Below are 15709 nucleotides of genomic sequence, written 5' to 3'. Positions count from 1 at the left end.
ACCTTCGGCATGGGACCGCGTTGCGGGTTTTAGCCGTCGCCGGGCTGCTGGGACTGGGCACAATGGCGCAGCCGCCTGCGGCCGTCGCCCAAAGCTACAGCTTCAATTCCGTGGTCATCGAAGGCAATAATCGCGTCGATGCTGCGACCATTCTGAGTTACGCGGGGATTTCACGCGGCCAGGCCGTCAGCGCCGCTGAACTGAACGATGCCTATCAGCGCATTGCAGGGGCGGGCCTGTTCGAAACGGTCGAGATCGTTCCGCAAGGGGGACGGCTGCTGATCAAGGTGACCGAATACCCGGTGATTGGCCGTATCAATATCGAAGGTAACCGGCGTCTCGACGATGACGAAATCAAAGCGTTGATCCGCTCGCAAGAGCTGCGCATCTATTCGCCCGCCACGGCCGAAGCCGACGCCGCCGCCATTACCCAAGCCTATCAGGACCGCTCGCGTCTGGCGGCGACGATCACGCCCAAGATCATCCGCCGGGGCGACAATTCCGTCGATCTGGTCTTTGAGGTGGCCGAAGGCAAAGTGGTCGAGATCGAGCGCTTGTCCTTCGTCGGCAACCGCAAGTTTACCGATGCGCGCCTGCGCCGTGTGCTTCAGACCAAGCAGGCCGGGTTGCTGCGGACGTTCGTACAGCGTGATAGTTATAACCCCGAACGGATCGCGTTCGACAGGCAGGTTCTGACCGATTTCTATCAATCGCGCGGTTATATCGACTTCCGCATTCTGGACGTGACCTCGGAATTTTCGCGCGAACGCAACGCGTTCTTTGTCACATTCCGTGTGCAAGAAGGGCAACAGTGGACCATTGCGAACACCTCTGTGCGGTCGGAATATCCTTCGCTGGACGCTGCAGCCTACCAGCAATTCCTGAAAATCGGGCAGAATGAAATCTATTCGCCCAATGCCATCGACGATGTGATCAACCGGATGGAGCGTCAAGCGACGCGCGACGGATTGAGTTTCTTGCGGGTTGAGCCGCGGATCACGCGCAATCCGCGCGATTTGTCGGTGAATGTGGAATTCGTGCTGACGCGCGGGCCGCGCGTCTTTGTCGAACGGATCGACATCGAAGGCAACGCCACCACGCTGGACCGCGTGGTGCGGCGCCAGTTCAAAGTGGTTGAAGGCGATCCGTTCAACCCGCGTGAAATCCGCGAAGCGGCCGAACGGGTGCGTGCGCTTGGCTTCTTTTCGGCCGCTGACGTCAATGCACGTCAAGGGTCCGCGCCTGATCAGGTGGTCGTCGATGTGAATCTCGAAGAATCCACCACGGGGTCGTTCAATTTCGGCCTGAATTATGGTGCGACCTCGGGCGCCGCCGTGGCATTCAACATCACGCAGCGCAATTTTCTGGGCCGTGGACAGTTGCTGGAATTCGATGCGGTGGTCGGGAACGAAGATGCGGAAGGTCGCTTTTTGCTGACCGAGCCGGCCTTTCTTGGCCGTGACCTCAGTTTCAGCATCGGCGGGAAATACACCGAAACGCAGTACACGTTTAATTCTTACGACACCCGCGAAATGGCGTTTCTGCTCGGTCTGGGATTCCCGATCGGAGAAACCACGCGCCTTGGACTGGAATACCGCTTTGAGAGCAACGAGCTATTCGATCCGGACAGTGGCGCGTCGGCTTTGATCCTCGCGGACGAAGCACGCGGCGCGGAATATGCATCAATTGTCGGGTACGATCTGTCCTACGATAACCGGCGGACGGGGCTGAATCCCGATGCCGGGATCGTTCTGCGATTCGGTCAGGATTTCGCCGGGCTGGGCGGCGACAACAAGTACATCAAATCCTCGGCCCTGGCCGGTGTGGAAACCCGCGTGGCCAACGATCAGGTCACGCTGCGCGCCGAAGTCGAAGGCGGCTATCTTTATTCGCTGGATGGGGACAGCCGGGCCTATGATCGGTTCTGGGCCGGCCCCCGTGTGATCCGCGGGTTTGCGCCGGGCGGAATCGGACCGCGCGACAGCGGCGATTTTCTTGGGGGCAACAGATACGTGGCGGCGCGTCTTGAGGCCGAGTTCCCGCTGGGCCTGCCCGAGGAATACGGCCTGTCGGGCGGCGTTTTCCTGGATGCCGGTTCGCTTTGGGATCTGGACAATAATCTGGGCGGCAGCATCGATGACAGCCTGATCTGGCGCAGTTCGGCAGGGGCGTCTTTGTTCTGGACCACACCTTTGGGTCCGCTGCGGTTCAACTTCTCGCGGGCGATCAACAAGGAAAGCTACGACGACGAACAGCGGTTCGACCTGACCATTTCGACACGGTTCTGATGACAATGCGGGGGCTGAGCGTTGCCCTGTGGCTGGCCATAGCCACGCCCGTTTTGGCACAGGATCCTGTCCAAACGGATGTGTTGGTCGTGGACACTGACACGGTGGCGGCAAATTCGCTCTACGGGGTGCGGCTGGAACAACGGTTCGAGGCGGCCGCCCAAGCCTTGGTGGCCGAAAACGATCGTATCGAGGCCGAATTGACCGCCGAGGAAAAAGCGCTGACCAAAGAACGCGCGACGCTGGCACCTGACGTATTTCGGCAAAAGGCCGATGCCTTCGATGAAAAGGTCATCCGCATTCGCGCCGAACAGGATGCCAAGGCCAGCGCCGTGCAGGCAATCCGCGAAGAGGGCCGCAGCGAATTTATTCAAGCGCTGACAGAAGTTCTGGCTGATATCGCGCGCGAGCGGGGCGCCGTCATCGTCCTGGAGCAGGGGCAGGTATTCTTGTCAGCGTCCAGTATTGATGTCACTGATCAGGCGATCCAGCGGCTGAATGAAGCCCTGTCTGACCCATCCGCGGCGCCGCAGGAGGACGCGGGCGCCGAATAGGCCGCGCTTGTCCCAAACGGCACCGCTTGCTAGGACAAAACCAACAAGACAAGAACGAAAGATCCGTGCCATGACCGAGCAGCTCCAGACCGCAGATATCGACTTGATCCAGCGGATCATTCCCCACCGTTACCCATTTCTTCTGGTAGACCGGTTGGTCGATATCGATGGGACCAAAAGCGCGACAGGGATCAAGAACGTCACCTTCAACGAGCCGCATTTCCAGGGCCATTTTCCCGGCGCGCCGATCATGCCAGGTGTCACGATCATCGAAGCGATGGCTCAGACCGCAGCGATCATGGTGGGTGTGGCGGAAGGTCTGGCCGACAAGGATTTTCTGGTCTACTTCATGGCGATCGAAAAGGCCAAGTTCCGCCGCAAGGTCGTGCCTGGCGACGTTTTGAAAATGCACGTTACGACCAAGCGCGGTGGCGGTAAGGTGTGGAAATTCGAAGGGCGCGCAGAGGTCGACGGCGAAGTTGCCTGCGATGCCGAATTCACCGCCATGCTCGACATGCCCAAGGAATGAGCCGCATGGGGATCGACCCGACAGCGCGTATCCACCCCTCAGCCGTCATTGAGGACGGCGCCATTATCGGTGCGGGGGCTCAGGTTGGGCCCTTTTGCGTGATCGGCGCACAGGCGCGCCTTGGCGCAGGGGTGGTGGTCAAATCGCATGCCGTCGTGACCGGCGATACGCTGGTCGGCGACGAAACCGAGATTTTCCCCTTCGCTTGCGTTGGCGAAGTGCCGCAGGATTTGAAATACAAGGGTGAAAAGACACGCCTGGTGATCGGCAAGCGCAACCGTATCCGCGAGGGCGCGACCTTGAACCTTGGGACCGAAGGCGGCGGCGGGCTGACACAGATCGGCGACGATTGCCTGCTGATGACCGGCGCGCATGTTGGCCACGATGCCCGTCTGGGTGATCGCGTCATTCTGGCAAATCAGGTCGCCATTGCCGGGCACTGCATTATTGAAGATGACGTGATCATCGGCGGACTGTCGGGCGTGCATCAATGGGTCCGGGTCGGGCAAGGCGCCATTATCGGCGCGGTCACCATGGTCACGAATGATGTGATTCCGCACGGATTGGTGCAGGGCCCGCGCGGCCAGCTTGACGGGTTGAACCTTGTGGGGCTGAAACGGCGTGGTGTGCCACGCGCGGATATCACCGCGTTGCGGGCGGCCTTTATGGCGCTCAGTCAGGGCGAGGGCAGTTTTGCCGAGCGCGCCGACCGGCTGGCCAAGGATCCGGGCAGCGAATACGTCCGCCAGATCACCGATTTCATCATGGGGGCGAGCGACCGGTCGTTCCTGACGCCCAAATGACCGCCCGCGCAGCCATTATTGCCGGGCGCGGCGATTTGCCGGGCGTCATGGCCGGGCCGTTGGACAACCCGCTTTTCGTCACCATCAAGGGCGAAGATGTCGCCGTCCCGCCCGGCGCAGAAAGCTACCAGGCCGACATCGCCAAGATCGGCAGTCTCTTTGCCAAGCTCAAGGCCTGCAATGTTACACATGTGGTCTTTGCTGGCGCTGTCTCGCGCCCCGCGCTGAACCCTGCAGAATTCGACGAGGTCATGCGCGGTTTCGCCCCGCGCCTGATACCCGCCCTGCAAAAAGGCGATGATGCCCTTTTGCGTGAGGTCTTGGATCTGTTTGAAGAACACGGGTTCGAAATCGTCGCGCCCCCCGAACTGGTGCCCGAACTTTGCCTGAGCGAAGGCGAAATGCTGGGCCGCGACATGACGCATGACGAAGCGGTGGATGCCGTGCGGGGGCACGGAATTCTCAACCATCTGGGGCATCTCGATCTGGGGCAGGCCTGTGTGGTGGCGGCGGGATTGTGTCTTGGGATTGAAACCCTGCAGGGCACCGATGCGATGCTGCGTTTTGTTGGCGAAACCCCTGATCACCTGCGCCGCGCCCCGGGCGTTTTGGTCAAGGCCCCCAAGCCCGGCCAGGACATGCGCATCGACATGCCGGTCATCGGCCCCGACACGGTGATCGCCGCCCACACTGCGGGCTTGTCCGGCATCGTTATACAGGCCGAAGGCGTCATGGTGCTCCATCGTGACAAGATCGAAGAGCAGCTGGCCGAAACCGGACTGTTCCTTGCGGCGCTGTGATGCGCGCGTTCCTGATCGCGGGCGAGCCTTCGGGTGACAAGCTGGGCGCTGCGCTGATCGCGGGGCTGCGCGAGCTCACACAAGTAGATCTGCAAGGGATCGCCGGGCCCCTGATGCAAGGGCAGGGGATGGACAGCCTTTTCCCCTTGGAGGAACTGTCGGTCATGGGCATCGCCGAGGTGTTGCCCAAGTACCGCCACCTCAAACGGCGCATCCGCGAAACCGCCGAGAAGGTGATCGACACGAAACCCGATGTGCTGATCACGATCGACAGCCCCGATTTCTGCCTGCGCGTTGCGCGTCTGGTCAAAGCGGCCAATCCCTCCCAGAGGATCGTTCACTATGTTGCGCCCACCGTTTGGGCTTGGCGCCCGAAACGCGCGCAGAAAATGGCCGAAACCGTGGACCAGGTACTGGCGCTTTTGCCGTTTGAGCCGCCCTATTTCGAAAAGGTCGGGCTGCAGTGCGATTTTGTCGGCCACCCTGTTGCCGTCGAACCCGTGCCCACCGACGCGCAAGTTGCGGCCTTTCGTCAGACCCACGGGCTGGGTGACGCACAGGTGATCCTTGCTTTGCCCGGATCGCGCCGCGCCGAGATCAGCCGTCTCGCTGACCCCTTTGGTCTGGCGCTGCGCGAATTGGTGCACACGCATCCGGATGCCCGCGTTGTCCTGCCGACGTTGCCGCACCTGCGCGAAGAGGTCACGCGCCTGACCGCTGACTGGCCGGCGCCCCTGATACTGACCCCCGATCCAGACGAAAAGCGCACGGCTTTTGCTGCTGCCGATATTGCGTTGGCGGCTTCGGGCACGGTGTCATTGGAACTGGCGGCGGTGGATACGCCCATGGTGGTCGCCTACGATATGAACTGGATCAGTTGGCAGATCATGTCCCGCATGGCGTTGATTGATACGGTCACGCTCGTGAACCTTGTGACAGGGCGAAAAACGGTGGCCGAATTCCTCGGACCAGATTGTCAGTCCGCGCCCATCGCTGCCGCCCTTGCAACGCTGCTCGACGAACCCTCGGCCCGGGCAACCCAGCGTCAGGCGATGGCTGACGCCATGGCTGCACTTGGCCGGGGACAGGAACGCCCCGGCCTGCGGGCCGCGCGGGCCATTCTGGCTGGCCTGCCGTCGGTTTCTTGAGAAATCCCCGCCAGGGGGGCTTTGGAAAGACGTGTTTTGGCTGTGCCAAACAAACCGCGCCTTCGCGCCATGGTTCTGCCGCGCCAAGGGTCTGATCAGGCTGGTCAGTAGCCGCGCCAGATCCAGCCGCCGCCAAAGATGCGCGGGCTGTCGGGGTCATAGAACACACAGGCCTGCCCCGGGGACACGCCTTCTTCAGCCACCACCAGTTCGACGTCGGCCGTATCCGGGCCCGTGGGCCGGACAATCGCCTCGCGCGGGGGGCGCGTGGATCGCACTTTCACGTCCAGTCGCCATTCCGCGCGGCTGTCAAACGGCGCGTCGCCGAGCCAGTTGATCTCGCGCACGGGCACGATCCGTTTGGCCAGCATGTCCTTGGGCCCAACGACAACCTGCCGCGAATCCACATCCAGTTTCACCACGTAGAGCGGATCCGCCAGACCACCGATCCCCAAGCCTCTGCGTTGTCCGATCGTATAGTGGATCACGCCGTCATGTGTGCCCAGTACCCGTCCGTCCGCATGAACGATCTCGCCCGGTTCCGCGGCGCCGGGGCGCAGTTTTTCGATCACGCTGGCGTAGTTGCCATTCGGCACGAAACAGATGTCTTGGCTGTCAGGTTTGTCTGCCACTGCCAGCCCGTATTTCGCCGCCAGCTTGCGGGTTTCGGCTTTGCTGGCCAGATGACCCAATGGAAACCGCAGGAAATCCAGTTGTTCGGGTGTGGTAGAGAACAGGAAATAACTCTGGTCGCGGGCCGGGTCGGCCGCCGAGTGCAATTCGGGTCCTGCTTGGCCAACAGCGCGCTGAATGTAATGACCGGTCGCCATGCAATCGGCGTCCAGATCGCGCGCCGTTTCCAGTAGATCCTTGAATTTCACCCGCTCATTGCAGCGGATGCACGGCACCGGCGTGGCGCCAGCCAGGTAGCTGTCGGCGAATTCATCGATCACCGCGTCTTTGAAGATGTTTTCATAGTCCAGCACATAATGGGGAAATCCCATGTCTTCGGCCACGCGGCGTGCATCATGGATGTCGACGCCCGCGCAGCAGGCGCCCTTTTTGGCCAGGGCGGCGCCATGATCGTAAAGCTGCAAAGTCACCCCGACCACGTCATAGCCTTCTTCGGCCAACATTGCGGCGACGACAGAACTGTCCACGCCGCCCGACATCGCCACGACAACCCGTGTGTCGGCGGGGGGTTTGGCAAAACCCAGGGAATTGAGCGGTGCATCGTCGCGAGCCATGGTTAAAACCTTGATTCAAAATTTGCGGAAAGCCTGCGGAATATAGGCAAATTCTCAGTATTCTCAAGGGGGCGTTTCACCCGACCTTAAGACCCCTGCGCCAAATTGATCGCGTGGTTACGACGAGGGTGAGACCTATGTATCTAAAAAAAGTGGATGGTCCGCGGGCAGTGACGCTGCCGGATGGAACGATCATGACCCGGGCTGACCTGCCACAGCCCGACACGCGCCGGTGGGTCGCGTCGCGTAAGGCGGCATTGGTCAAGGCGGTGGCGTATGGGTTGGTTTCAGAAAGCGAAATCCTCAAGATGTACGATCTGTCCGAAGAAGAATTTCGATCTTGGCAGGGGGCGGTCGCCCAGTACGGCGAAGCGGCGCTCAAGGCGACGGCGGTTCAGAAGTATAGACAACCATAGGTAGAATCTCGTAAAGTGTTAAAACTGGTAACGTGTAGTTAACCAATTTTGTTTTACCTACACCGGACAGAACGGTTAACGCGGAGACGAAACAATGCGCATCTTGCTGGTCGAAGACGATCCGACGACATCCAAGAGCATCGAACTCATGCTGAGTCATGCGAATCTGAATGTCTATGCCACCGATCTTGGTGAAGAAGGTATCGACCTTGCCAAGCTCTATGACTACGATTTGATCCTGCTGGACTTGAATCTGCCCGATATGAATGGGCACGAAGTGCTCCGCCAGCTGCGTCTTGCCCGGATCGACACGCCGATCCTGATCCTGACCGGCGCGGACGACACCGAAAACAAGATCAAGGGATTTGGATTTGGGGCAGATGATTACCTGACCAAACCGTTCCACCGCGAAGAACTGGTCGCGCGCATTCATGCGATTATTCGCCGTTCAAAAGGGCATTCCCAGTCAGTCATCAAGACCGGCCAGATTGAAGTGAACCTGGATGCCAAGACTGTATCAGCCAACGGCAAGGCCATTCACCTGACCGGCAAAGAATACCAGATGCTTGAGTTGCTGAGCCTGCGCAAAGGCACAACGCTGACAAAGGAAATGTTCCTGAACCATCTTTATGGCGGAATGGACGAGCCGGAACTCAAGATCATCGACGTGTTCATTTGCAAGCTGCGCAAAAAGCTCAGCAATGCGACTGACGGTGAAAACAACATCGAAACAGTCTGGGGTCGTGGTTATGTGTTGCGCGATCCCGAACCCGTCAGCGATCACCAGATCGCCATCGGGGCCTGACAACTTCCACTCACGGCGCTTTGCCTGAATAGGCAGGGCACGACAGCACTGGACCTCTCTCAGGTGTCCCCATAAATAATCAGGGCACATGCGGGGGGTCTTTTCATGTCTGACAGAGATACACCGGTATCGGAATTGACCGAGGCGGACGCGAAAAAGGAATTGGCCCGACTGGCTGATTTGCTTGGGGCCGCGAACACGGCCTATCATACGCAAGACGCCCCGCAGATCAGTGATGCCGAATATGATCAGCTGAAGCGACGCAATGCCCGGATCGAAGCGCGGTTTCCAGCGCTCAAAAGGGCCGATAGCCCGACCGATCAGGTGGGGGCCGCGCCGGCAGAAGGGTTCCCAAAGCTCACCCACACCGTTCCAATGTTATCGCTGGCCAACGCGTTCAACGACGATGACATCCGTGATTTCGACACCTCGGTGCGCAAGTTCTTGGGGCTGGAAACGGCGATCGAATATACAGCAGAACCCAAGATCGACGGGCTTTCGCTCAGCTTGCGGTATGAAAACGGTATCTTGGTTCAGGCTGCCACCCGCGGCGACGGGACCACAGGGGAAAACGTTACCGCCAACGCTTTGACCATCACCGAACGGATCCCGGACGGCGCCGAACATCCTGACATTCCGAACCGCATCCACGGTGCGCCGAAAATCTTGGAAGTGCGGGGCGAGGTCTATATGAGCCACGCAGATTTCGCAGCCCTGAACGCGGCCCAAACGGCCAGAGGGGCCAAGACTTTTGCAAATCCACGCAATGCGGCCGCCGGATCCTTGCGCCAACTTGATCCCGCGATCACCCGTTCGCGCCCACTTCGGTTTTTTGCCTATGCCTGGGGCGCGCTTTCTGAGCCGCTTGCCAAGACGCAACTTGATGCCATCCACCGCCTGTCCGAATTGGGGTTTGCAACCAATCCGCTGACCCGCCTGTGCACTGGCCCGGATGAGATGATTGAGCATTATCGCACGATCGAAGCGCAACGTGCCACGCTGGGCTATGACATTGACGGTGTGGTTTACAAGGTCAATGACCTCGCGCTGCAGGACCGGCTGTGGGTTCGCGCGTCGACGCCCCGCTGGGCGATTGCACACAAATTCCCGGCCGAATTGGCTTGGACCCGGCTGGAACGGATCGAAATTCAGGTCGGTCGCACCGGCGCGCTCAGCCCCGTGGCGCGTCTGATGCCGGTGACAGTGGGCGGGGTCGTGGTGTCAAACGCCACCTTGCACAACGAAGACTACATCGCCGGACGTGACAGCAAGGGTCATCCGATCCGCGATGGCAAGGACATTCGCGAAGGAGACTGGGTGCAAGTCTATCGCGCAGGCGATGTCATTCCCAAGATTGCGGATGTTGACCTGTCCAAACGCCCGGCAGATGCGAAAATTTTCGACTTCCCCAAAACATGTCCCGAATGCGGCTCGGCGGCGATCCGCGAAGACGGCGATGCTGTCCGGCGCTGCACCGGCGGCTTGATCTGCCCCGCGCAAGCGGTGGAAAAGCTCAAACACCTGGTCAGTCGCGGGGCGTTGGACATAGACGGGCTAGGCGCCAAACAGATCGAACAGTTTTACGACGATGGGTGGGTGCGCGAACCTGCCGATATTTTTACCCTCGAAGAACGGTTCGGCCACGGGCTTAAACAGCTTAGTAATCGTGAAGGCTGGGGCGAAAAATCGGCGAATGCGCTGTTTTTCGCGATCCGGAATGCGCGGCAGGTCAAACTGGCACGGGTGATTTTCGGACTTGGAATAAGGCACGTCGGCGAAAGCAATGCCGGTCTCTTGGCCGCCCACTACGGCAGCTGGGCGAATTTTGAAGCGGCCATGACCCGGGCACAGGTGGGCAGCGGCCCCGAATGGGACGAGTTGATGAACATTGACGGGGTGGGACAGGTCATGGCCCAATCGCTTGTCACCACTTTCCACCAAGACGCCGAGCGCGCATCAATCGACCGTCTGGTTGCCCATTTGCAGATCGAAGACGCCCCGCAGGCCGCTCATGACAGCCCAGTGTCGGGCAAAACCGTGGTCTTTACCGGTGCACTGGAAAAAATGACACGGGCCGAAGCCAAGGTCCGGGCCGAAGCGCTCGGGGCGAAGGTGGCTGGGTCAGTCAGTGCCAAGACCGATCTTTTGGTCGCTGGCCCGGGCGCGGGATCCAAAGCGAAAAAGGCCAAAGAATTAGGCATAGAAACAATTGATGAGGACGCCTGGCTTGCCCTGGTCGAAGGGAAATGACCGGACGTCCCGCCGACCTGTTTCCTCTTTTTGCCGGGCTCGAAACGCTTGACGGCGTGGGGCCCAAGACGGCCAAGGCATTTGCGGGCCTGAACGTGGAAAAACCGCGGGATCTGATTCTGACGCTGCCACATTCCGTCATTGACAGGGCCCGTCGGTCATCGGTGCTCGATGTACAGCCGCCCAGTGTCGTGACGGTCGAGGTGACCGTTTTGCGCCATCAACCGCCCTCGCGACGTGGGCTGCCATACCGGGTCCATGTCGAAGATGCGCGCACGGATTTTCAAATCGTGTTCTTTCGCGGAGGCGGGGATTGGATCACCAAACAGCTACCGGAAGGGGCGCGGCGGGTTGTATCGGGCAAGGTGGAAATTTTCGATGGAATGGCCCAGATCGTGCATCCCGATCACATTCTTCCGCCTGCTCAAGCAGATACTATTCCGGATTTCGAACCGGTCTACCCTTTGGCGGCGGGGCTGACGCAACGCGGCGTTGCCAAGGCGGCGCAGGCGGCGCTGGCGCGGGTCCCTGACCTTGACGAATGGATAGATCCGGCCCTGCGCGCGCGCGAAGGATGGCCGGCGTTTCAAACAGCCTTGCAAACCGCACATGCGCCACTTTCTCTTGATGAGATGTCCGCCACAGCCCCTGCGCGGCAGCGCTTGGCCTTTGATGAGCTTTTCGCGCATCAATTGACCCTTGCCCTGGCCCGCGCGGTGCAGCGCCGTGGCAAAGGGATGAAAACCCACGGCGACGGGTGTTTGCGGGGCAGGGTTCTAAGCGCGCTGCCCTATGAACCAACCGGGGCTCAAACCCGCGCCGTGGCCGAGATCGAAAGCGATATGGCCGCCCAGGCACGCATGAACCGCCTGTTGCAGGGCGACGTCGGGGCGGGAAAAACGCTGGTCGCACTCATGGCGTTGCTCATCGCGGTTGAGGCTGGCGGGCAGGGCGTGATGATGGCTCCGACCGAAATTCTAGCGCGCCAACACATGGCCGCGCTGAAACCGATTGCTGAACCTGCGGGTGTGACGATTGACATCCTGACGGGCCGCGACAAGGGCGGCGAACGGCGCGCCAAACTGGATGCCTTGGCGCGGGGCGACATCGATATTCTGCTTGGTACCCACGCGGTGTTCCAGCAGGATGTGGTGTTTCGCGATCTTCGCCTTGCCGTCGTGGACGAACAGCACCGCTTTGGCGTGTCTCAGCGTATGGAACTGGGCGCCAAGGGTCGGGCAGTGGACATGCTGGTGATGACAGCCACCCCCATTCCCCGCTCGCTCAGCCTGGCACAGTATGGCGACATGGATGTGTCTGTGCTGGATGAAAAGCCACCCGGGCGCAAATCGGTGACGACTGCGCTTGTGTCACTTGGTCGATTGGATGAAGTGGTTGCGCATCTGAAGAATGCAATTGCTGATGGCCGTCAGGCCTATTGGGTTTGCCCGCTGGTCGAAGACAGTGAGGTGAGTGACCTGTCGTCTGCCGATGCGCGGTTCAAAAGCCTGCGCGCGGCCATGGAAGACGGGGTCGTCGGATTGGTGCACGGACAAATGCCGCCTGCCGAAAAAGATGCGGCAATGGCGTTGTTCGAAGCGGGAAAGACCGCCGTTCTGGTGGCAACAACCGTGATTGAGGTTGGGGTCAACGTGCCGAACGCATCCATCATGGTGATCGAACGGGCTGAATCCTTTGGCCTGGCGCAGTTGCACCAGTTGCGCGGGCGGGTTGGGCGCGGGTCCGAGCAATCGACCTGCTTGATGTTGTACGCCGAACCGCTGAGCGAAACCGGCCGGCACCGGCTGGAAATTCTGCGTGGGACCGAAGACGGGTTCCGCATCGCCGAAGAAGACCTGGCCATGCGCGGGGCGGGCGATGTGATCGGCACGGCGCAATCAGGACTGCCGCGGTTTCGGATCGCCGACATTGAGCGTCAATCCGCCCTTATGGCTTTGGCTCAATCCGACGCGCGGAAATTGCTTTTGGATGATCCCAACTTGGAAACCCCGCGAGGGACAGCGGCGCGTATGCTGTTATGGTTGATGGAGCAGGACAAGGCTTTCCGATATTTGTCAGTGGGTTAGCCTATAGCGTTCTCTTTTGTTCGCGAATGTTCTCAAAAAGTTCTTTACTTAACGTCGCAAAGGTGAGAACAAAGAGCTAACAAATCATTAACCATGAGGCTCCCATGTTGACCGAGATCCGCTCCATTCTCTTCCGTTCGCAGTCGACTTTGGCCGGTGATGTGCTCGGCATGGTATCGATTGGTGTGATGTTCTTTGCCGGTTTGCATTTGCCCGGCATTCTCTGACTTTAGGTTTCTGCCTGCGTTCTGTTGGCGACCTGGCGTCCTGTCCCCAAGCTTTGGACGCGCTTCTCACGATCATCGCCTGCTCGTGACACATGGCCGGGGTTTACCTCATCCCTTGGCCGGGTCGCCGATCGACAGATACGCCACTTTCCGCCGCCTCCTGCCCCGGAGCGCGGCGGTTTTTTTAGGTTTTGTACGCCAATCGCAGACCGCCCCAGTGGCGACCCCTGATATAGATTGGAGCGGACAGATCCTTCATCAAGACAAAATTCCCACCGCCCATGTCGCGCCGATACATCTGCAGCAGAAAGGTCTGTGTATTCCGACCGGCTTTCAGACCAACCCGGTCGTCAAATATGCGCCGATTTCGACAATTGGCCATGTTCCATTCCGCATCTGCGCCCTGTTGCTGCGAGAATTTCTTGTTATGCGTTGGCAGATAGCCATTTCGGTCCACGGCCGCGCAAAACACCACCGATGGATCGAACGCGGCTGCGTCTTCCTGGATGGATGGCAAAAGGCGATCGGTCAGATCGGTGAACCGCGTTGTCATTTGTGCGGGGTTCGTGCCGGGAATGGGCGTATAGCGCGTGTCGAACAGCGCTTCTATCGTGATGTCGCCCCGATCGATTGCGTCTTCGAATGCAAGTGAAACCCGTTGCGCATCTTCCACCACGCGGGCGATAAACCGACCGTCCAGCGATTTGCCCCCCAATTCGACCGACTGCTGGACCATCGTTTCCGATGTATCGATCAGGTTTTGCGACTTGTCCCGTGCCTGGTGGATGCCCTCGGCGGTGTCGTGAACGCTGGCAGCAATGCTGTCAAAAGCCGGACGGAAGGTTTCCATCGCCTTGAGGGCCCGGGCAGCGTTATCCTGAATGTGGTTGGATTTGTCATGGGTCGAGCGCACGCCATCCGCAATGGCCAACAAGGCGCGGTCGGTTTCGGAAGACCGGTCGATGATTTCGCTGGCGTCCTTGCCAACGTCACCTGCTTCGACGGAAAGTTTCGATACCCACGATGACAGGTCCGTCACGGAACCTTCTATCTCGGCCGCCGCGCGAGAGGTCTTTTGGCTGAGTTCGTTGATCGCCTCGGCGACGACACCGAAGCCGAGTCCATGTTCGCCAGCGCGCGCCGCTTCGATCTTGGCGTTGATGGCCAGAATGTTCACCTGGCGCGCGATGTCTGCGATGTCGTTGTTCTTGGATTCCACTTGTATCAACGCATCGGCGACCTGGCCCATCCGTTCGACCAATGCGGCGACCCAGCCAGCCACGGAATTCGACTGTTGGCCGGATTGGCGCACGTAGTCGACAGAAGATTCGACCGTATCCAAAGTGCTCTTGGCGGTTTCCACCACTTCTTCGACTGCGCCGCGCACTTCACCGTTGGCAAACAACATGTCCTCAACACCGGCGGACACATCGGCCAGGCGCCGCAACTGGTCTTTTGATTTTTCGTCAACGCCGTCCAGGAACCCGGCCAGGTTCACCACGTCGAAACCCAAGCCCGAGGCCAGTTCGGCCATTACGGTGAGCCGGTCATCCCCATGCGGCACTTCGGCACAAGAGGCAATCCGTTCAGGGTTTTGCATTCGGCGATCTCCGTTCATCGAAACAGAGTTAGCCCAGAGTGTTTACCACGCCGTTAAGCGCCGGCTTGCTCCAATGCCTCTAGCGTGGCGTCAAATGCCAACATGATCGACGCATGGCGGTTCTTGAAGTCGCGGGCCGGGACCAGCGCATCGAACCCATCGAAAGGGGCGGTCGGAGGGGCGCCCCCGTCCTTCAGCATCGCCAAAAGTTGGTCACGCGCGGTCTGGACCTGCGCCCGGGTTGCCCCGATGACGTTGGTGCCGACCAAAGCGGCCGATGCTTGCCCGAGCGCGCAAGCCTTAACATCCTGGGCAAAGCGGCTGACCTTGCCATCATTGACATCCAGGTCCACGGTGACGGTCGATCCGCAAAGCGGCGAGCGCTTTTTCACGCTGGCGTGTGGCGCGTCCAGGCGGCCCAGATGTGGAATGCTGGCCGCAAGTTCCAGTATGCGGCCCGAGTAGAGCGAAACGAGATCGGCGTCGGACATGGGTTTCCTTCCCTTGGCTGGCCTCTTACATAGGCCGCGACACTGCCCACGGAAAGGATGCGCCATGACTTTCAACCCTGCAACCCTGCGCTATAACGACCAAGGTCTGATCCCTGCCGTTGCCCAGGACGCAACAAGTGGCGAGGTATTGATGATGGCGTGGATGAATGCCGAATCGGTCACGCGAACGCTTCTGACCGGCAATGTCACTTACTGGAGCCGCTCGCGGCAGGCGTTCTGGGTCAAGGGCGAAAGCTCGGGGCATGTGCAGAAACTGGTTGATTTTCGCGTTGATTGCGACCGCGATTGTATTCTTGTGACGGTGGATCAAACCGGTCCGGCCTGCCACACCAACCGTCGGAGCTGTTTCTACACGGCCGTGCGGGATGGCGCGGAAGTTGAACTGATGTCCCCGCAAGAATAGCGCCGCCCATACCGTGCCGAATGGGCCTGCGGGGCCCGCC

At 59.9% G+C, this 15709-nt stretch carries 15 protein-coding genes; 12 read left to right on the top strand and 3 right to left on the bottom strand.

Features of this window, described 5'->3' with window-relative positions; all coding sequences use genetic code 11:
• The first annotated feature begins 62 nt into the window (after window positions 1–62).
• From bamA to lpxB, 6 genes are all read left to right on the top strand, one after another.
• Window positions 63–2288 (top strand): outer membrane protein assembly factor BamA, encoded by a 2226-nt coding sequence (gene bamA, locus ACP2AV_RS07125; RefSeq protein ID WP_426372006.1) that lies wholly within the window; start codon window positions 63–65, stop codon window positions 2286–2288.
• The gene (locus ACP2AV_RS07120) at window positions 2288–2842 is read left to right on the top strand and encodes an OmpH family outer membrane protein (RefSeq protein ID WP_426372005.1); all 555 of its coding nucleotides are present in this window, start codon (window positions 2288–2290) and stop codon (window positions 2840–2842) included. Before bamA ends, ACP2AV_RS07120 begins: the two co-directional genes overlap by 1 nt.
• Window positions 2843–2912: 70 nt before the next feature.
• A complete protein-coding gene (gene fabZ, locus ACP2AV_RS07115) occupies window positions 2913–3371 on the top strand; it encodes a 3-hydroxyacyl-ACP dehydratase FabZ (protein WP_426372004.1) in 459 nt (152 codons plus the stop codon).
• Window positions 3372–3376: 5 nt separating this feature from the next.
• The gene (gene lpxA / locus ACP2AV_RS07110; protein WP_426372173.1) at window positions 3377–4174 is read left to right on the top strand and encodes an acyl-ACP--UDP-N-acetylglucosamine O-acyltransferase; all 798 of its coding nucleotides are present in this window, start codon (window positions 3377–3379) and stop codon (window positions 4172–4174) included.
• Complete coding sequence (locus ACP2AV_RS07105) at window positions 4171–4974, top strand: LpxI family protein (RefSeq protein WP_426372003.1); 804 nt, start codon at window positions 4171–4173, stop codon at window positions 4972–4974. Before lpxA ends, ACP2AV_RS07105 begins: the two co-directional genes overlap by 4 nt.
• The gene (lpxB, locus tag ACP2AV_RS07100) at window positions 4974–6122 is read left to right on the top strand and encodes a lipid-A-disaccharide synthase (protein ID WP_426372002.1); all 1149 of its coding nucleotides are present in this window, start codon (window positions 4974–4976) and stop codon (window positions 6120–6122) included. The genes ACP2AV_RS07105 and lpxB overlap by 1 nt, the downstream gene beginning before the upstream one ends.
• Window positions 6123–6226: 104 nt before the next feature.
• On the opposite strand, the gene mnmA is transcribed toward lpxB, so the two are convergent.
• Window positions 6227–7369: a tRNA 2-thiouridine(34) synthase MnmA gene (gene mnmA, locus ACP2AV_RS07095; RefSeq protein ID WP_426372001.1), complete on the bottom strand. Its 1143-nt coding sequence runs from the start codon at window positions 7367–7369 to the stop codon at window positions 6227–6229.
• A gap of 137 nt (window positions 7370–7506) precedes the next feature.
• On the opposite strand from mnmA, the gene ACP2AV_RS07090 reads away from it, so the two are divergent.
• From ACP2AV_RS07090 to ACP2AV_RS07070, 5 genes are all read left to right on the top strand, one after another.
• Window positions 7507–7785 (top strand): DUF1153 domain-containing protein, encoded by a 279-nt coding sequence (locus tag ACP2AV_RS07090; protein WP_426372000.1) that lies wholly within the window; start codon window positions 7507–7509, stop codon window positions 7783–7785.
• 94 nt (window positions 7786–7879) lie between these two features.
• Complete coding sequence (ctrA, locus tag ACP2AV_RS07085) at window positions 7880–8590, top strand: response regulator transcription factor CtrA (protein ID WP_426371999.1); 711 nt, start codon at window positions 7880–7882, stop codon at window positions 8588–8590.
• Between the two features lie 105 nt (window positions 8591–8695).
• Entirely contained in the window at window positions 8696–10840 is a 2145-nt protein-coding gene (ligA, locus tag ACP2AV_RS07080; RefSeq protein ID WP_426371998.1) for an NAD-dependent DNA ligase LigA, read from the top strand.
• The gene (recG, locus tag ACP2AV_RS07075) at window positions 10837–12927 is read left to right on the top strand and encodes an ATP-dependent DNA helicase RecG (RefSeq protein WP_426371997.1); all 2091 of its coding nucleotides are present in this window, start codon (window positions 10837–10839) and stop codon (window positions 12925–12927) included. Before ligA ends, recG begins: the two co-directional genes overlap by 4 nt.
• 104 nt (window positions 12928–13031) lie before the next feature.
• Window positions 13032–13154: a hypothetical protein gene (locus ACP2AV_RS07070; RefSeq protein WP_426371996.1), complete on the top strand. Its 123-nt coding sequence runs from the start codon at window positions 13032–13034 to the stop codon at window positions 13152–13154.
• Window positions 13155–13338: 184 nt separating this feature from the next.
• Here ACP2AV_RS07070 and ACP2AV_RS07065 read toward each other — a convergent pair whose 3' ends face one another.
• Together ACP2AV_RS07065 and ACP2AV_RS07060 are read right to left on the bottom strand one after the other, a co-directional pair.
• Window positions 13339–14754 carry a methyl-accepting chemotaxis protein gene (locus ACP2AV_RS07065; protein WP_426371995.1) on the bottom strand — a complete coding sequence of 472 codons (1416 nt, stop codon included), beginning with the start codon at window positions 14752–14754 and terminating at the stop codon, window positions 13339–13341.
• Between the two features lie 53 nt (window positions 14755–14807).
• Window positions 14808–15245, bottom strand: a complete 438-nt coding sequence (locus tag ACP2AV_RS07060; RefSeq protein ID WP_426371994.1) for an iron-sulfur cluster assembly scaffold protein — start codon at window positions 15243–15245, stop codon at window positions 14808–14810.
• A 64-nt stretch (window positions 15246–15309) separates the two neighbouring features.
• Here ACP2AV_RS07060 and hisI point away from each other — a divergent pair, with 64 nt between their 5' ends.
• Complete coding sequence (gene hisI / locus ACP2AV_RS07055) at window positions 15310–15669, top strand: phosphoribosyl-AMP cyclohydrolase (protein WP_426371993.1); 360 nt, start codon at window positions 15310–15312, stop codon at window positions 15667–15669.
• Window positions 15670–15709 lie beyond the last annotated feature (40 nt).

This window comes from Aliiroseovarius sp. PTFE2010 (assembly GCF_049943335.1).
In the GTDB taxonomy this organism is placed as follows: Bacteria; Pseudomonadota; Alphaproteobacteria; order Rhodobacterales; family Rhodobacteraceae; genus JBNFVY01.
Note: the sequence above shows the minus strand (reverse complement) of the source record. Positions and strands in the feature narration are given on the sequence as shown.